Here is a 15,702-nt window from a genome sequence, read left to right on the forward strand (position 1 = left end):
GGCGCGGAGTCGTAGGCTGGACACAGAGGTTGTCGACCGGCGAGAACCCCGCAACAGGAGGTATGCGCAGGCCCGAGGGCCGGCCCATGACTCAGTCACCCACACGGCCACAGGCGCGTGCCCACATCAGGATTCCGGCCGCTCACCCCATGGTGATGCTTCTGGGATCGGGCGACTCGCTGCTGCGCGTGATCGAAACGGCGTTCCCGGCCGCCGACATCCATGTCCGGGGAAACGAGATAAGCGCTACGGGCGACCCCGCCGACGTCGCCCTCATCCAGCGCTTGTTCGACGAGATGGTGCTGGTGCTCCGCACCGGACAGCCGATGACGGAGGACGCAGTGGAACGCTCGATCGCCATGCTCAGGGCAGCCGGCACCGGCGAGGGCGAGCCGCAGGGCGAGACCCCGGCCGAGGTGCTCACGCAGAACATCCTCTCCAACCGCGGGCGCACCATCCGGCCCAAGACGCTCAACCAGAAGCGGTACGTCGACGCCATCGACAAGCACACCATCGTCTTCGGCATCGGCCCCGCGGGCACCGGCAAGACCTACCTCGCCATGGCGAAGGCGGTCCAGGCGCTCCAGTCGAAGCAGGTCAGCCGGATCATCCTGACCCGGCCCGCCGTCGAGGCGGGGGAGCGGCTCGGCTTCCTGCCCGGCACGCTCTTCGACAAGATCGACCCGTACCTGCGCCCGCTCTACGACGCGCTGCACGACATGCTCGACCCCGACTCGATCCCGCGCCTGATGGCGGCGGGCACGATCGAGGTGGCGCCGCTCGCGTACATGCGCGGCCGCACCCTGAATGATGCTTTCATCATCCTGGACGAGGCCCAGAACACCAGCGCCGAGCAGATGAAGATGTTCCTCACCCGCCTCGGCTTCGACTCGAAGATCGTCATCACCGGTGACGTCACCCAGGTCGACCTCCCGAACGGCACCAGGAGCGGTCTGCGCCAGGTCCAGGAGATCCTCGACGGCGTCGAGGACGTGCACTTCTCCCGGCTCACGTCCCAGGATGTCGTCCGGCACAAGCTCGTCGGCCGTATCGTCGACGCGTACGAGAAGTACGACGACCGAGCCGGTACCAACGGGAAGTAGTTTCAGCGCACCATGTCGATCGACGTCAACAACGAGTCCGGAACCGAGGTCGACGAGCAGGCGATCCTCGACATCGCCCGCTACGCCCTCGCCCGGATGCGGATCCACCCGCTGTCCGAACTCTCGGTGATCGTGGTGGACACCGACGCCATGGAGCAGCTCCACATCCAGTGGATGGACCTCCCGGGCCCGACCGATGTCATGTCCTTCCCGATGGACGAGCTCCGTCCGCCGTCGAAGGACGACGAGGAACCCCCGCAGGGCCTCCTCGGTGACATCGTGCTCTGCCCGGAGGTCGCGAAGCGGCAGGGCGAAGAGGCCGAGACGCGGCACTCCATGGACGAGGAACTCCAGCTCCTCACCGTCCACGGAGTGCTGCACCTCCTCGGGTACGACCACGAGGAGCCCGACGAGAAGGCCGAGATGTTCGGCCTCCAGGCCGCCATCGTGGACGGCTGGCGGGGCGAGCGCGGCCTGACCGGGCCCTCCCCGGCGCCCACGGTCTCGTGAGCTTCCCGCTCGTCGCCGGCGCCGTCCTGCTGGTGATCGTCGGCTGGCTCGCCGCCTGCGCCGAGACCGCCATCGCACGCATGTCCAGCTTCCGGGCCGCCGAGGCGGTCCGGGCCGGACGGCGCGGCAGCGCGAAACTCGCGCAGGTCGCCTCCGACCCGACCCGCTATCTCAACGTCGCCCTGCTCGTGCGGGTCGCCTGCGAGATGGCGGCCGGGGTCCTCGTCACGTACGCCTGCCTCCAGGAACTCTCCGAGACCTGGGAGGCGCTGGCCGTCGCGATGGGGGTCATGGTCCTCGTCAGCTACGTCGCCATCGGCGTCTCGCCCCGCACCATCGGCCGCCAGCACCCGCTGAACACGGCGACCGCCGCCGCGTACGTCCTGCTGCCGCTGGCCAGGATCATGGGCCCGATCCCGCAGCTGCTGATCCTCATCGGTAACGCCCTCACCCCGGGCAAGGGGTTCCGCAAGGGACCGTTCGCCAGCGAGGCGGAACTGCGCGCGATGGTCGACCTCGCGGAGGCGGAGTCGCTGATCGAGGACGACGAGCGCCGCATGGTGCACTCCGTCTTCGAGCTGGGCGACACCCTCGTCCGCGAGGTGATGGTGCCCCGCACCGACCTGGTCGCCATCGAGCGGTACAAGACGATCCGCCAGGCGCTCACCCTCGCGCTGCGCTCCGGGTTCTCCCGGATTCCGGTCACCGGGGAGAACGAGGACGACATCGTCGGGATCGTCTACCTCAAGGACCTGGTCCGCAAGACCCACATCAACCGCGACTCCGAGGCCGACCTCGTCTCCACGGCGATACGGCCGGCCGTGTTCGTCCCCGACACGAAGAACGCCGGCGACCTGCTGCGCGAGATGCAGCAGGACCGCAACCACGTCGCCGTCGTCATCGACGAGTACGGCGGCACGGCCGGCATCGTCACCATCGAGGACATCCTGGAGGAGATCGTCGGCGAGATCACCGACGAGTACGACCGCGAGCTGCCGCCCGTCCAGGAGCTGGAGAACGGCTGCTACCGGGTGACCGCCCGCCTCGACATCGGCGACCTCGGGCAGCTCTTCGGCTTCGACGAGTACGACGACGAGGACGTCGAGACCGTCGGCGGCCTCCTCGCCAAGGCGCTCGGCCGCGTCCCGATCGCCGGAGCCACCTCGGTCGTCAGCCTCCCCGACGGCCGCAGGCTGCGGCTGACCGCGGAGGCCACGGCGGGGCGCCGCAACAAGATCGTCACGGTGCTGGTGGAGCCGGAGGCCGAGAGGTCGGAGTCGGAGGCGGACGCTGAGGTGAAGGCGGAGTAACCGGCCAAGTGAGACAAGTCGGAGCAGGGGAAATGGAGTCGGAATGAACGGCGCACAACTGCGGGCCTTCTGCCTGGACTTCAACGAGGCCGTGGAGGAGTTCCCCTTCACGCCGGAGACCTCGGTCTTCAAGGTGCTCGGCAAGATGTTCGCGCTCACCGCCCTGGACGCCCGCCCGCTCACCGTCAACCTCAAGTGCGACCCGGACGAAGCGGTGCGCCTCCGCGAGGAGTACCCGGCGGTCGTCCCCGGCTGGCACATGAACAAGCGCCACTGGAACACCGTCACGGTCGGCGACCTGCCCGCCAAGCTCGTCCGCGAGCTGATCGAGGACAGTTACGACCTGGTGGTGGCGGGCCTGCCCCGGTCGGAGAGGCTCCGGCTGGACCGGGCCTGAGAGCGGTGTGGTCTTCGGCGCCCCCGGTTACGTAATCGGGGGCGCCGGCATTCTCCGCCGAGCAGCTCTCAGCTCAGCGCCTTCTCGATGGCCTCGAAGATGTCGGCGTCGGTCTCCTGCTGCCAGGACGGAAGGTCCGGCCAGTCGGCCACATAGCCCGGCTTCGGGTCCTCGAAGTGCTTGAACATCTGGGCCGTCCAGCACAGCGCGACGAAACGGCTCTTCTGCTCGCGGGACAGCCGCGCCGCCGATCCGCCGCTGACCTCCACGAACTGGCGGACCTGCGTGTAGACGGAGGCGGCGGCCTCGCGCTCCCACTGCGGGGTGCCGTCCCACGGCGTGACGTAGCCCGGTTTCGGCTCGCCGGGGAAGTGCCGGTGCACTCCCGCGATCCAGGCTTCCCGGAACACACGTGCACCCTCGGTCTGCGACATGCTCGTCCCTCTCGTCCCTCTCGTCACGGCGAACTCGGAGCGGCGATCTCGGCCCCCAGCTCCGCTGCACGGGGGTCGCGGCTCAAGGGGCCGAACTCGTCGCACAGGGCCTGGAGTCCACGGGCGACGTATCCGAAATTTCCTTTCGTCACCCTGACGTGAATTGCGCGAAGCTCAGTCTCGCCCGGAACGCTCTGCGATGCTTGAGGCCGATCGAGAGGGGCCGCAGCAATGCAGTGGAAGATCCACGGGGAACGTCCGATCTACGAGAATGCCTGGGTGAACCTGTGGCTCACCGACGTCGAGACGCCTGACGGGAACCGCTGGGAGCACCATGTCGTCAAGCTCCGGCACTTGGCCGTTGCCGCTGTGGTCAACGAGCGCCGCGAGGTCTTGATGATGTGGCGGCACCGCTTCATCACGAACGCCTGGGCGTGGGAGCTGCCCATGGGGTTGGTCGAGGAGGGTGAGACACCGGCGGAGGCTGCCGCGCGTGAGGTGCTGGAGGAGACCGGTTGGCGGCCCGGTCCGATCAAGCCACTGATCTACGCCGAACCGGCCAACGGCATCACCGATTCACAGCACCACGTTTTCCGGGCCGACGGGGCGACGTACGAGGGACCACCGACCGAGAAGAACGAGTCGGACCGGATCGAGTGGATCCCGCTGGCGGACGTACGGGGCATGATCGACCGGCGCGAGATCGTCAGCAGTGGCGCCCTCGTCGGGCTGCTCTACGTGCTCATGGATGAGGCGATCCGCTGATCCGAAAGGGCAGCGCTTCCCGGAGCCGGGACTCGAAGGCCATAGCAGCCGGCTCCCGGCGGAAGGGCTCCAGCTGGTCGTAGAACTCTCTCAAGTGGCCGGCGACTCGTTGCGATCCGACGGCTGCTGCCGGGGCCAGTGCGTCCGTGGCCGTGCGGCACGCTTCGTCGAGCTTGCCGCGCTGCAGCTGGGTGCGGGCGAGCCAGAACGCGTGGAATGCGCGGCCCCGGTGGTTCGCTTCGTTTTCGCGGCGCAGGGCGTCCGCGATCAGTGGTTCAGCGAGGGCCACTTCGCCGAGTCGGCCGTGTGCGATGCCGGTGTCCGCGATCAGTTTCGGCTCGTCGAAGTAGGACACCCACGCCGGTTCCGGATCGCCTGAACTGATACGACCAAAAAAGGTGTGGGCTTCCGAGATCGCGGTGTGGGCCGCGCTGCGATTCCCGAGGGAGGCGTGGGCGAACGCTTCTCGCATTGCGAGCATGGACAGCACGCGAGGCGTGGTCCCCGTGGCGGCCCGCGCCTGGTCCTGGGCTGCGGTGACGAGCGCGAGGGCGTCCCCGGGCTTGTCCTGGTAGGTGGCCTGGAGGCTCATGCAGGCGAGTACGTTGGCCATGAACTGGTGGTCGTCGATGGCTCTGGCAAGGCCGAGGGCTTCGGTGAAGTAGGCGCGTGCCTGGTTGTACTGGCGGGCGTCGAAGTACGTCCACCCCGTGAGCCGGGCCAGTTCGGCCGCGATGCCATGAAGGCCGTCCCGCATGGGTGCGGGGCGTTGCTCCTTGAGGAGATCGACGACATAGCGGAGCTGGCCGACGACCGCCGGCCGTAAAGTTTCGCCGCCGTGCTCGTCGTCCCGGCGCCAGTAGTCCGCGATCGACGAATGCAGCGCGTTCAACGTCGATCGGCTGAGATCCCGCTCGGACGCCAGAGCGAGGATGCTGTCCACGTCTGCTCCGGGGAGCCCCGCGGCCAACTGAGTCTTGAAGCCGCCCGGTTCCTGCGGGGCCACTGGCGGCGTCGCGGCCAAGGTGTTCGGAGTTTCCCACGATCGCCGGGCCAGCCCGAGCATGTGTCCGGGGATGCGTAGGCCGTCCGAGATGCGCTCGACCACATCCATGTGGAGCAGTTGGCGTCGTCCGGCGATCACCTCACCCACGCGGCTGGGGGTGAGGTCGCAACGGCGCGCGATCATCGACGGGTAGATGCCTGCCCGCGCCTTTAACAGCTGAAAGACGCGGCCGAAGTCCCTGGCTCGGCATGCGTTGATCATCGCCGGGTCGGTGAGCAGGCCGACAGGCAGCTCCTTCGAGCGAGACGGCTCGGGCATCGGCACGCTCCGGCGCGAGGGGTTACGGATCGCATCACATGGTCAACCGAGGGTAATGCTATCCACGTTGGGTAATCCGCTTGGCCTTTCCGGCGCCGCCTGAGGATCGCGATGCTCCTGCCCATGATGAACGGACAGGACGACGTACGGATGACGCTGCGGGTTTCGCGCGACTCCGGCCGAACTTGGGGGCCTCCCATCGAAGTACGAGTGGGGGAGGACACGGTGATCCCGGACGACCTGGGCTGGTATCCACCGTGCATGTGTCCCCGCTGTGCGGTGCGGAACTCCACCGACGCTCTGCGAAGGGTGTCGTGATGCGGTGTCCGAAGTGGCGCCGGGTGCCCTTGGACCTGGTGCGGGACGCGCGGGAGAGGTCGGTCGACACGTGTGTGGACTGCGTTGTTCAGTGCCAGTTGTCCGTACACGAAGACGAGATGCACTACGGCTTCGCCTGCGACCTCAGTGAGTACGGAACCGCGCTGTGGCTCCGCTGGGCGGAGATGACCGTCGTTGACCTGGTCGTGCTGCCGGACTGCCCTGCAGTTGCTCCGGGGGCCGATGGCGACGCCTGTTGCCTGTTCGCCGGCCACCCCGAGCGGCACACCTGGAAGGAGGCGCTGGAGGAAGTGGCGCACGGCAGTTGATGTTCAAGGACCATCGTGGAGAAGGCCCGCCGCATGCGTACGATGCACGTCGATTCCCGACCATCGAGCGTCGTGCGGCGTGCGTGACTTCGACGCTCAACTCCACACCGCCCACCTGTAGAAGGAGCACCAGTGCGGATAGGGATCACCGGCCATCGTAGGCTCCCTGACGACGTTGCAGCGCAGGTCAAGCAGGAGTTGCGGGCGCGGCTCGAAGGTGTGAACAGCGCCGACCTGGTGGCGATCAGTTGCATCGCCGACGGGCCGGACAACTGGTGGGCCGAACTCGCGCTCGACGCCGGAGGCCGACTCGAAGTCGTCCTTCCCGCTACGGAGTACTGCGAAGGTCTGCCCTCGGAGTTCCATGCCGGATACGACCGACTCCTGGGGAGAGCGGTCGAAGTCCACCGGACCGGTCTCACTGAGTCGACGTCCGAGGCGCACCAGGCGGGCAGCGAGATTCTGGTGGGACTGTCCGATCATCTGCTTGCGGTCTGGGACGGGCTCCCCGCTCGCGGGTTCGGAGGAACCGCTGACGTAGTCAAGTACGCACACGAGGTGGGCGTACCGGTCACCGTGATCTGGCCCGCTGGGGCGACCCGATAGTTGCCCGATCACGTGTGGGGTGCCGACTGGCCTGCCGAAGCCGGCCCCGAAGCTAGGACTCGGCCTGCTCGGGGCTCCCGTCCAGCACCAGCATGATGTGCTCGTTCTCGCCGTACCGGACCGTCCCGGAACGCCGGAAGCCGTGCTTCTCCAGGAGGCGCACGGAGCCGGTGTTACCGATGTAGGGATCGGCGTACAGGGGGCGGGCGGGTTCCCGCTCCAGGAATAGGGCCAGCGCCCGGGTGCCGATGCCCCGGCCCCAGTACGCCCTGCCGAGCCAGTACCCGATGAAGCGCTGCTCCTCGTGCCACCAGGCCACCGCGTTGCCCGCCAGTTCGCCGTCGACCGTGATGGCCTGTACGAAGTTGGCGGGGTCCCCGAGAACCTTCGTCCTCCAGTGGGTCATGAAGGCCTCCCGTTCCCGGGGCGGGAACTTCGACCGCCGCACGGCCTCGGGATCGTGCTCCTGGGCGAGGAACTCCTCCAGATCGGCCGGTTCGACGTCTCGCAGACGCACCTGATCACTCATACCGGCGGAGTCTGCCAGGTGGCACCGACACCCCGACGGCCCCTGACCGTCGACCTGGTCAGGGGCCGTTCAGCCGCGGTGGGTGGGCCCGCGACACCCGCCGCCCACCCCGGCTCAGCCGCGCCGCCGCAGTCCCGCCGCCACGACCACCGCGCCCACCAGGAGCAGCGCCGCGTCCAGCGCCATGACCGTGCGGACCCCCGTGAACAGCTCGTCCTGCGTCGTGGCCAGCACGCCCAGCAGCGGGATGCCGAGGGTCAGGCCGACCTGCTGGGTCGTGGTGACCAGGCCGGTCGCCAGGCCCTGTTCGGCGTCCGGGACGCCGGAGGTCACCGCGAGGCCGTAGCTCACGATCGCGCCCAGGTGGCACATGCTCGCCAGCGAGACGCCGGCCGTGGCGACCAGCACGCCGCCGTGCTCGCCCAGGGCCAGCAGCAGGGCGACGAAGGCGCCCTGGCCGAGCAGCGAGCCGACCAGGGTGCGGCGGGCGCCGAAGCGGCCGATGACCCGGGGGGCGTACGTGCCGGCCACCGCCGACAGCAGGCCCTGCACCCCGAAGACGAGGCCGGTGGCGAAGGCCGACAGGCCCAGGACGTCCTGGAGGTAGAGCGTCAGCACGAAGACCACGGTGGACATCAGGGCGAAGGTCAGCAGCCCGCCGAGGTTGCCGAACGCCACGGTCCGGCGGCGCAGCATCGGCAGCGAGACCAGCGGTTCGGCGGCCCGCGACTCCACCACCGCGAACGTCACCAGCAGCGCCACTCCGAGCACCAGGGTGAGCAGGACGTCGGTGTGCCCGAAGCCGTCCTGGGCGGCGGTGGACAGGGCGTAGATCAGAGCGAGGAGCCCGCCGGTGACGCTGACCGCGCCGGGCACGTCCAGCTTGGGCCGGTGCGGGGTACGGGACTCCGTCAGCGCCTTCGGGGCCAGGGTCAGGACGCCCGCCGAGGCGAGCGCCAGCAGGCCCATGGTGGAGCGCCAGCCCAGCGTGTCGGTGAGGACGCCGCCGGCCACCATGCCCACGGTGAAGCCGAGGGAGAGCAGCGTGCCGCTGATGCCCAGCGCCCGGTCGCGCTCCGGGCCCTCCCGGAACGTGGTGGTCAGCAGAGACATCCCGGTGGGCACGATCGCGGCGGCGCCGAGGCCCTGCAGGGCGCGTCCGGCGAGGAAGGCAGCCGGGTTCCAGGCGAGCGTGGCCAGCAGCGAGGCCGCGCCGAACACGACCAGACCGGCGAGGAAGAGCCGGCGCCGCCCGTACAGGTCGCCGATCCGCCCGAAGAGCAGCAGGAATCCGCCGGAGGGCAGGGCGAACGCGGTGATGGCCCACTGGAGCTGGGAGGTGCTCAGCCCCAAGTCCGTGCCGAGGGCGGGCAGCGCCACGTTCAGTACGGAGAAGTCGAGCGCCACCATGAACTGGGCGGCGCAGAGGACCATGAGGATCAGCCGGGACCGGCCGGAGAGCCGGGCGGGACGGGGTGCGGCAGGAGCAACGGTGGGAGAAGCGGGACCGGGAGTGCCGGTGGCCTCGGGAGGGGATTCGATCGCCATGTCCCAACCTTCGGTCGCACGGGACGGGGGTGGGGAGACGCTCCTTATCCTGTTGGCGAGAACACCAGTTGGCGTCGGACAGCGGGTGCCGATCAGTTCGAGCCGATCAGTTGGCGTCGACCGGTCGGTGCCGACCGGTCGGCACCGTGCGCAAACCCAGGGGGAGTGACGTGGCGACACCGGCCCGCTCGACGACGGACAACGCCAAGGCCCACCGGCTCGCCGAGCTGCGGGAGTTCCTGATGAGCCGCCGGGCCCGGGTCACCCCGGCCCTCGCCGGCCTCCCCGACGGCGGCGCGCGCCGCCGCACCCCGGGGCTGCGCCGGGAGGAGGTCGCCGTCCTCGCGGGCGTCGGGGTCTCCTGGTACCAGTGGCTCGAACAGGGGCGCGACATCACCGTCTCCCCGCAGGTGCTGGACTCGGTGGCGCGCGTCCTGCGGCTCACCAGCGCGGAGCGCCGCCACCTGTACGCCCTGGCCGGGCTCAACCCGCCCGCCCCCGAGGTCGATCCGGCCGACGCCGACATGTGCGACGGGCTGCGGCGGCTCATCGACGCCTGGATGCCGTTCCCGGCCCACATCATGGACCGGTACTGGAACGTCGTCCTCTACAACGACGCGGCCTCCCTGGTCCTCGGGCTGCGCCCCGGCATCGTGCAGAACTGTCTGATCAGCTTCTTCACCGACGACGTCTACCGGTCCCGCGCCACGACCTGGGAGCAGATCGCCCCGCAGGTGGTCGCCCAGTTCCGCGCCGGCTGCTCGGAGAACCCGGAGGACGACGGCTTCCCGGCCGTCGTCGCCGAGGCGAAGGAGGCCAGCCCCGAGTTCGCCGCGCTCTGGGAGCAGCGCGACATCGCACCCGGCGGGCAGATGCGCAAGGAGCTGGAGCATCCGACGGCCGGAACGCTTCAGGTGGAGTCCACCCAGCTGCAGGTGCCCGCCCGTCCGGACCTGGCGATCGTGCTGCACACCCCGCTGCCCGGGACCGGTACCGAGGAGCGGCTCAAGTGGCTGGCGTCCCCGGAGGGGCGGCGCGACGCGATGTACCCGGTCCCGGGATGAGGCGCGCGCCACACGGTTCGTATGCTCGGCACATGACAGACAGCACCGACCTCGGGGCCGAGGACCGCAAGATCGTCACGCTGGCGCGCAGCGCCCGTGCCCGCAACGGAGTGCCGGAGGGCGCGGCGGTACGGGACGAGACGGGACGTACGTACGTGGCGGGCACGGTGGCCCTGGAGTCGCTGCGGCTCACCGCCCTGCAGACGGCCGTGGCGATGGCCGTGGCCAGCGGTGCCACCTCGCTCGAAGCCGCCGCGGTGGTCTCGGACGCCGAGGCCCCCTCCGACGCGGACCGGGCGGCGGTGCGCGACCTCGGCGGGGCGGACACCCCGGTGTTCCTGGCGGGCCCGGACGGGACCGTGCGGGTGCGGGTCACCGCCGGGTGACCCGTGACTTCGCCCACGTCCCGCACGTCCCCGGCACCCACGGACCCCGGCTGGGGCGGGCCGGCCGTGACCGGGTCAGTGCCCCCGGGGCGCGTACATGATCAGGGCCATGCCGACGAGGCACACCAGCGCACCGGTGATGTCCCAGCGGTCCGGGCGGTAGCCGTCCGCGACCATGCCCCAGGCGATCGAGCCGGCGACGAAGACCCCGCCGTAAGCGGCGAGGATGCGGCCGAAGTTGTCGTCGCTCTGCAGCGTCGCCACCGCCCCGTACACCCCGAGGGCGATCACCCCCGCGCCGATCCAGGCCCAGCCCCGGTGCTCGCGGATGCCCTGCCAGACCAGCCAGGCGCCCCCGATCTCGAAGAGGGCGGCGACGACGAAGAGGGCGGCGGAGCGGGCGACGAGCATGGAGGGAAGGCTATCCCGAGCGCCGTCACGGGTGGCGGTGCGAGGGTCCGGGCGTACGCGTCGCCGGGCCGGGCGGGCGACCGTTGTGCGCCGGGCCGCCGCGATCGGGGACAATGGGCGCCATGAGCGCTCGACCGAACCCCGAAGCCGCTGCGCGGCAGGCCACGGACACCGCCCCCCACCGGGCCGGTTTCGCCTGCTTCGTGGGCCGCCCCAACGCGGGCAAGTCCACCCTCACGAACGCTCTGGTCGGGCAGAAGGTGGCGATCACGTCCAACCGCCCCCAGACGACCCGGCACACCGTGCGCGGCATCGTGCACCGTGACGACGCGCAGCTGATCCTGGTCGACACCCCGGGACTCCACAAGCCGCGCACCCTGCTCGGCGAGCGGCTGAACGACGTCGTGCGGACCACCTGGGCCGAGGTCGACGTCATCGGCTTCTGCCTGCCCGCCGACCAGAAGCTCGGCCCCGGCGACAAGTTCATCATCAAGGAACTCGCCGCCATCAAGAAGACCCCGAAGATCGCGGTCATCACCAAGACGGACCTGGTCGACTCCCGGGCGCTCGCCGAACAGCTGCTCGCCGTCTCCCAGCTGGGCCAGGAGCTCGGCTTCGAATGGGCCGAGATCGTGCCCGTCTCGGCGGTCAAGGACGATCAGGTCGGGCTGCTCGCCGACCTGATCGCCCCGCTGCTGCCGGTGAGCCCGCCGCTCTACCCGGAGGGCGACCTCACCGACGAGCCCGAGCAGGTCATGGTCGCGGAGCTGATCCGTGAGGCCGCGCTCGAAGGCGTACGCGACGAGCTGCCGCACTCCATCGCGGTCGTCGTCGAGGAGATGCTGCCCCGCGAGAACCGCCCCGCGGACAGGCCGCTGCTGGACATCCACGCCAACGTCTACATCGAGCGCCCCAGCCAGAAGGGCATCATCATCGGCCCCAAGGGGCAGCGGCTGAAGGACGTCGGGACCAAGTCCCGCAAGCAGATCGAGGCACTGCTCGGCACGCCGGTCTTCCTCGATCTGCACGTCAAGGTCGCCAAGGACTGGCAGCGCGACCCGAAGCAGCTGCGCAAGCTCGGTTTCTGAGGGCCCCTGAGCGAGGTCCGAGAGCCCCTGGGCGACCCGCCCACCGGGCCGCCCGGGGCCCTGTCAGCCGCCCGGCCTCCGGCACCGGCGCGCCGCCGGTCTCACGCCCCCTCGCGGAGGACACGTGAGACCAGCGTGCGCTGATCGTCGGTCAGATCCGGGTCCGCGCAGTGCACGGACCGCCCGTCGACGGTGATCGTGTACCGGAAGCCGTCCGGCACCCCCGCCGGCGAGGACCCGGCCCCGTCCGCGAGCGCGGAACGGGCCAGGGACTCCCAGGCGGCGGCGTCCTCCTGCTCCGCCGTGACGATCTCTCCCCGGCGGGAGAGGCCGGCGAACCCGCCGGTCCTGCTCACTTGAATGCGCATGGGACCCATACTGACCCGCTCACGTGGTCGGGACGCCCACTTCCGACCACCCCTTGATCACGGCCTCGCGCTCGTCCCCGTCGCCGAAGCGGTCCCGGGCCGCCGCCACGGTGAGCCGGGCGAAGTCCGCGAAGTCAGCCGTCGCGGTCAGCTCGCCGCCGGTCAGTACGTCGTACCAGATCTGGCCGGCCCGCTCCCAGGCGTTCCCGCCGAGGGCGGAAGCGGCGAGGTAGAAGGCGCGGTTGGGGATGCCCGAGTTGAGGTGGACGCCGCCGTTGTCGTCGTCGGTCTCGATGTAGTCCTCCATCGAGGCCGGCTGCGGGTCCTTGCCGAGCACGTCGTCGTCGTACGCGGTGCCCGGCGCCTTCATCGAGCGCAGCCCCTCCCCGGTGACCCGGGGGGCGAGCAGCCCCGCGCCGATCAGCCAGTCGGCCTGCTCGGCGCTCTGCCCCAGGGAGTACTGCTTGACCAGGGAACCGAAGACGTCCGAGACGGACTCGTTGAGCGCGCCGGACTGGCCCTCGTAGACGAGATTGGCGGTGTGCTGGGTGAGTCCGTGCGCCAGTTCGTGGGCGATCACGTCGATGGAGAGCGTGAAGTCGAGGAAGACCTCGCCGTCGCCGTCGCCGAAGACCATCTGCTGGCCGTCGAAGAAGGCGTTGTTGTAGTCCCGGTCGTAGTGGACCGAGCCGATGAGCCGCATCCCCTTCCCGTCGAGCGAGCTGCGGCCGTAGGCGGAGAGCAGCAGGTCGAAGGTGGCGCCGAAACCGGCGTACGCGCGGTTGACGCTGGCGTCGCCGGTGGGCTCGTCGCCCTCACCGCGGACCTTGCGTCCGGGCAGCACGGTGTGGTGGCGGCAGTCGTAGAGCGTGCGGCGCGGCTTGCTGGGCACGGCGCCCGCGGTGGCCGGCGCCGGGGCGGTGGCGGCCAGCGAAGCCGCGTGGCGCAGGGTGCGGCGCGTGCCGTCCGCGTCGAGCGTGCGCCGGGCGGGTCCGGCGACCGCGGGGTCGTCGGACTGCGCCAGCTGGTCGAGGAGGTGCGGCGGAACGATGGTGCAGAAGACGGGGTGGATACCGGAACCGTCGTCGGAGCGAGAGATCATGCAAATGACTGTGGCACTCTGTCATCGCTCTGTCACTGGTTGCGACGGCAATTGACGAAATAGAGTGATGGATCACTGTTTACTCGTCATACGTGCACGGTCCCGCATACTGATACGGACCGGCGTCCCGCGCACCTCTCGGTTAGTCTCGTCGCATCATGCGTTTCGGGCTGCTTCTCCTTAGCTGCCGCGGCGAGGGCCTGTAGTCGTAGGCCGACCCCCTCCCCGCGGAGTCTGGTGCTGCAGCGACACAGTCGGCCGTCCCACCGCTGGACCCCGAGGAGCCCTACGCCATGACCACCGTGAACACTTCCGGTAATTCTGTCGGCCGTCCCACGCCGATCACCAACGCGACGCAGCTCCAGAAGACCTCCGGAATGCCGATCCACAAGTACGGCCGGTACGAGGCGGTCGAGATCCCCGACCGCACCTGGCCGGACAAGCGGATCACGGTGGCGCCCCGCTGGCTCTCGACGGACCTGCGCGACGGCAACCAGGCCCTGATCGACCCGATGTCCCCGGCCCGCAAGCGCGAGATGTTCGACCTGCTCGTGAAGATGGGCTACAAGGAGATCGAGGTCGGCTTCCCGGCCTCCGGCGAGACCGACTTCGCGTTCGTACGCTCCATCATCGAAGAGGGCGCGATCCCCGAGGACGTGACGATCTCCGTCCTGACCCAGTCCCGCGAGGAACTGATCGAGCGGACCATCGAGTCGCTGCGCGGCGCGCACCGGGCCACCGTCCACCTGTACAACGCCACCGCCCCCACCTTCCGCCGCGTGGTCTTCCGCGGTTCGAAGGAGCAGGTCAAGCAGATCGCGGTGGACGGCACCCGGCTGGTCATGGAGTACGCCGAGAAGATCCTGGGCGGCGACACGATCTTCGGCTACCAGTACAGCCCCGAGATCTTCACCGACACCGAGCTGGACTTCGCCCTGGAGGTCTGCGAGGCCGTCTGCGACGTGTGGCAGCCGGAGGAGGGCCGCGAGATCATCCTCAACCTGCCCGCCACCGTGGAGCGTTCGACGCCGTCCACGCACGCGGACCGGTTCGAGTGGATGTCGCGCAACCTGTCCCGCCGTGAGTTCGTCTGCCTGTCGGTCCACCCGCACAACGACCGCGGCACCGCCGTCGCCGCCGCCGAGCTGGCGCTGATGGCCGGGGCCGACCGCGTCGAGGGCTGCCTGTTCGGTCAGGGCGAGCGCACCGGCAACGTCGACCTGGTCACCCTGGGCATGAACCTCTTCTCCCAGGGCGTCGACCCGCAGATCGACTTCTCGCAGATCGACGAGATCCGCCGCACCAGCGAGTACTGCAACCAGATGGAGGTCCACCCGCGCCACCCCTACGCGGGCGACCTCGTCTACACCTCCTTCTCCGGCTCCCACCAGGACGCCATCAAGAAGGGCTTCGACGCCATGGAGGCCGACGCGGCCGCCCGGGGCAACGGTGTCACCGTGGACGATCTCGAGTGGGCCGTCCCGTACCTGCCGATCGACCCGAAGGACGTCGGCCGCAGCTACGAGGCCGTGATCCGCGTCAACTCGCAGTCCGGCAAGGGCGGTATCGCGTACGTCCTGAAGAACGACCACAAGCTGGACCTGCCGCGCCGGATGCAGATCGAGTTCTCGCGGATCATCCAGGCCAAGACCGACGCCGAGGGCGGCGAGGTCACCCCGGCGCAGATCTGGTCCGCCTTCGAGGACGAGTACCTGCCCAACACCGGTGACGCCGAAGCCCGTTGGGGACGCGTCCAGATCCGTTCGGGCCAGACCACCACCGACAAGGACGGCCGGGACACCCTGACCGTCGAGGCGACCGTGGACGGCGCCGACACCGTGCTGACCGGTACCGGCAACGGTCCGATCTCCGCCTTCTTCGAGGCGCTGGCGGGCATCGGCATCGACGCGCGCCTGCTGGACTACACCGAGCACACCATGAGCGAGGGGGCCAGCTCGCAGGCCGCCTCCTACATCGAGTGCGCGATCGACGGCAAGGTCCTGTGGGGCATCGGCATCGACGCCAACACCACCCGGGCCTCCCTCAAGGCGGTCGTCTCCGCCGTCAACCGCGCGGGCCGCTGAGCGAGTCGGGCGGTGGCCGGTTGACG

The 15,702-nt window shown here is 69.7% G+C and carries 18 protein-coding genes; 11 read left to right on the plus strand and 7 right to left on the minus strand.

Translation table 11 applies throughout. The features are described from left to right. The first annotated feature begins 86 nt into the window (after positions 1 to 86). From ACFZAX_RS20205 to ACFZAX_RS20220, 4 genes are read left to right on the plus strand one after another with little or no spacing between them, the layout of a single operon-like run. Positions 87 to 1,103: a PhoH family protein gene (locus ACFZAX_RS20205; protein ID WP_390963168.1), complete on the plus strand. Its 1,017-nt coding sequence runs from the start codon at positions 87 to 89 to the stop codon at positions 1,101 to 1,103. Positions 1,104 to 1,115: 12 nt separating this feature from the next. Next, entirely contained in the window at positions 1,116 to 1,613 is a 498-nt protein-coding gene (gene ybeY, locus ACFZAX_RS20210) for an rRNA maturation RNase YbeY (RefSeq protein WP_327175758.1), read from the plus strand. Beyond that, entirely contained in the window at positions 1,610 to 2,923 is a 1,314-nt protein-coding gene (locus ACFZAX_RS20215; RefSeq protein WP_390963169.1) for a CNNM domain-containing protein, read from the plus strand. The genes ybeY and ACFZAX_RS20215 overlap by 4 nt, the downstream gene beginning before the upstream one ends. Positions 2,924 to 2,966: 43 nt before the next feature. Further along, a complete protein-coding gene (locus tag ACFZAX_RS20220) occupies positions 2,967 to 3,320 on the plus strand; it encodes an MmcQ/YjbR family DNA-binding protein (RefSeq protein WP_390963170.1) in 354 nt (117 codons plus the stop codon). A 68-nt stretch (positions 3,321 to 3,388) separates the two neighbouring features. Here the strand turns inward: ACFZAX_RS20220 and ACFZAX_RS20225 are convergent, their stop codons facing one another. Then, positions 3,389 to 3,754 carry a hypothetical protein gene (locus ACFZAX_RS20225; RefSeq protein ID WP_390963171.1) on the minus strand — a complete coding sequence of 122 codons (366 nt, stop codon included), beginning with the start codon at positions 3,752 to 3,754 and terminating at the stop codon, positions 3,389 to 3,391. 231 nt (positions 3,755 to 3,985) lie between these two features. Here ACFZAX_RS20225 and ACFZAX_RS20230 point away from each other — a divergent pair, with 231 nt between their 5' ends. After that, positions 3,986 to 4,519, plus strand: a complete 534-nt coding sequence (locus tag ACFZAX_RS20230) for an NUDIX domain-containing protein (RefSeq protein WP_390963172.1) — start codon at positions 3,986 to 3,988, stop codon at positions 4,517 to 4,519. Here the strand turns inward: ACFZAX_RS20230 and ACFZAX_RS20235 are convergent. Beyond that, positions 4,497 to 5,843 (minus strand): helix-turn-helix domain-containing protein, encoded by a 1,347-nt coding sequence (locus ACFZAX_RS20235; RefSeq protein WP_390963174.1) that lies wholly within the window; start codon positions 5,841 to 5,843, stop codon positions 4,497 to 4,499. The two genes, ACFZAX_RS20230 and ACFZAX_RS20235, sit on opposite strands and share 23 nt — an antisense overlap. Before the next feature lie 416 nt (positions 5,844 to 6,259). On the opposite strand from ACFZAX_RS20235, the gene ACFZAX_RS20240 reads away from it, so the two are divergent. Beyond that, the gene (locus tag ACFZAX_RS20240; RefSeq protein WP_390963175.1) at positions 6,260 to 6,490 is read left to right on the plus strand and encodes a hypothetical protein; all 231 of its coding nucleotides are present in this window, start codon (positions 6,260 to 6,262) and stop codon (positions 6,488 to 6,490) included. 132 nt (positions 6,491 to 6,622) lie between these two features. Beyond that, positions 6,623 to 7,096: a hypothetical protein gene (locus ACFZAX_RS20245; protein WP_390963176.1), complete on the plus strand. Its 474-nt coding sequence runs from the start codon at positions 6,623 to 6,625 to the stop codon at positions 7,094 to 7,096. 52 nt (positions 7,097 to 7,148) lie between these two features. Here the strand turns inward: ACFZAX_RS20245 and ACFZAX_RS20250 are convergent, their stop codons facing one another. Next, complete coding sequence (locus ACFZAX_RS20250) at positions 7,149 to 7,625, minus strand: GNAT family N-acetyltransferase (RefSeq protein WP_390963177.1); 477 nt, start codon at positions 7,623 to 7,625, stop codon at positions 7,149 to 7,151. Between the two features lie 114 nt (positions 7,626 to 7,739). Further along, a complete protein-coding gene (locus ACFZAX_RS20255; protein ID WP_390963178.1) occupies positions 7,740 to 9,173 on the minus strand; it encodes an MFS transporter in 1,434 nt (477 codons plus the stop codon). Positions 9,174 to 9,343: 170 nt separating this feature from the next. On the opposite strand from ACFZAX_RS20255, the gene ACFZAX_RS20260 reads away from it, so the two are divergent. Beyond that, positions 9,344 to 10,237: a helix-turn-helix domain-containing protein gene (locus ACFZAX_RS20260; RefSeq protein WP_390963179.1), complete on the plus strand. Its 894-nt coding sequence runs from the start codon at positions 9,344 to 9,346 to the stop codon at positions 10,235 to 10,237. A 32-nt stretch (positions 10,238 to 10,269) separates the two neighbouring features. Continuing rightward, complete coding sequence (locus tag ACFZAX_RS20265; RefSeq protein WP_390963180.1) at positions 10,270 to 10,623, plus strand: cytidine deaminase; 354 nt, start codon at positions 10,270 to 10,272, stop codon at positions 10,621 to 10,623. Positions 10,624 to 10,698: 75 nt separating this feature from the next. On the opposite strand, the gene ACFZAX_RS20270 is transcribed toward ACFZAX_RS20265, so the two are convergent. Next, on the minus strand, positions 10,699 to 11,034 hold the full coding sequence (locus ACFZAX_RS20270; protein WP_390963181.1) for a YnfA family protein: 336 nt from the start codon (positions 11,032 to 11,034) through the stop codon (positions 10,699 to 10,701). 113 nt (positions 11,035 to 11,147) lie between these two features. Between ACFZAX_RS20270 and era the strand changes: the two genes are divergently transcribed. Then, entirely contained in the window at positions 11,148 to 12,122 is a 975-nt protein-coding gene (gene era / locus ACFZAX_RS20275; protein ID WP_390963182.1) for a GTPase Era, read from the plus strand. A gap of 101 nt (positions 12,123 to 12,223) precedes the next feature. Here the strand turns inward: era and ACFZAX_RS20280 are convergent, their stop codons facing one another. Next, the gene (locus ACFZAX_RS20280; RefSeq protein ID WP_390963183.1) at positions 12,224 to 12,490 is read right to left on the minus strand and encodes a protealysin inhibitor emfourin; all 267 of its coding nucleotides are present in this window, start codon (positions 12,488 to 12,490) and stop codon (positions 12,224 to 12,226) included. Between the two features lie 19 nt (positions 12,491 to 12,509). After that, positions 12,510 to 13,592 (minus strand): M4 family metallopeptidase, encoded by a 1,083-nt coding sequence (locus tag ACFZAX_RS20285; protein WP_390963185.1) that lies wholly within the window; start codon positions 13,590 to 13,592, stop codon positions 12,510 to 12,512. A gap of 293 nt (positions 13,593 to 13,885) precedes the next feature. Here ACFZAX_RS20285 and leuA point away from each other — a divergent pair, with 293 nt between their 5' ends. Further along, positions 13,886 to 15,676, plus strand: a complete 1,791-nt coding sequence (gene leuA / locus ACFZAX_RS20290) for a 2-isopropylmalate synthase (RefSeq protein ID WP_390963186.1) — start codon at positions 13,886 to 13,888, stop codon at positions 15,674 to 15,676. Positions 15,677 to 15,702: the final 26 nt, after the last annotated feature.

Source organism: Streptomyces sp. NPDC008125 (assembly GCF_042957125.1).
GTDB lineage: Bacteria > Actinomycetota > Actinomycetes > Streptomycetales > Streptomycetaceae > Streptomyces.

Bases quoted from the DNA above. Each gene is read 5' to 3' on its own strand.
- ACFZAX_RS20205 (WP_390963168.1), top strand. From the start codon at position 87: ATGACTCAGTCACCCACACGGCCACAGGCGCGTGCCCACATCAGGATT.
- ybeY (WP_327175758.1), top strand. From the start codon at position 1,116: ATGTCGATCGACGTCAACAACGAGTCCGGAACCGAGGTCGACGAGCAG.
- ACFZAX_RS20220 (WP_390963170.1), top strand. From the start codon at position 2,967: ATGAACGGCGCACAACTGCGGGCCTTCTGCCTGGACTTCAACGAGGCC.
- ACFZAX_RS20225 (WP_390963171.1), bottom strand. From the start codon at position 3,754: ATGTCGCAGACCGAGGGTGCACGTGTGTTCCGGGAAGCCTGGATCGCG.
- ACFZAX_RS20230 (WP_390963172.1), top strand. From the start codon at position 3,986: ATGCAGTGGAAGATCCACGGGGAACGTCCGATCTACGAGAATGCCTGG.
- ACFZAX_RS20235 (WP_390963174.1), bottom strand. From the start codon at position 5,843: ATGCCCGAGCCGTCTCGCTCGAAGGAGCTGCCTGTCGGCCTGCTCACC.
- ACFZAX_RS20250 (WP_390963177.1), bottom strand. From the start codon at position 7,625: ATGAGTGATCAGGTGCGTCTGCGAGACGTCGAACCGGCCGATCTGGAG.
- ACFZAX_RS20255 (WP_390963178.1), bottom strand. From the start codon at position 9,173: ATGGCGATCGAATCCCCTCCCGAGGCCACCGGCACTCCCGGTCCCGCT.
- ACFZAX_RS20265 (WP_390963180.1), top strand. From the start codon at position 10,270: ATGACAGACAGCACCGACCTCGGGGCCGAGGACCGCAAGATCGTCACG.
- ACFZAX_RS20270 (WP_390963181.1), bottom strand. From the start codon at position 11,034: ATGCTCGTCGCCCGCTCCGCCGCCCTCTTCGTCGTCGCCGCCCTCTTC.
- era (WP_390963182.1), top strand. From the start codon at position 11,148: ATGGGCGCCATGAGCGCTCGACCGAACCCCGAAGCCGCTGCGCGGCAG.
- ACFZAX_RS20280 (WP_390963183.1), bottom strand. From the start codon at position 12,490: ATGCGCATTCAAGTGAGCAGGACCGGCGGGTTCGCCGGCCTCTCCCGC.
- ACFZAX_RS20285 (WP_390963185.1), bottom strand. From the start codon at position 13,592: ATGATCTCTCGCTCCGACGACGGTTCCGGTATCCACCCCGTCTTCTGC.
- leuA (WP_390963186.1), top strand. From the start codon at position 13,886: ATGACCACCGTGAACACTTCCGGTAATTCTGTCGGCCGTCCCACGCCG.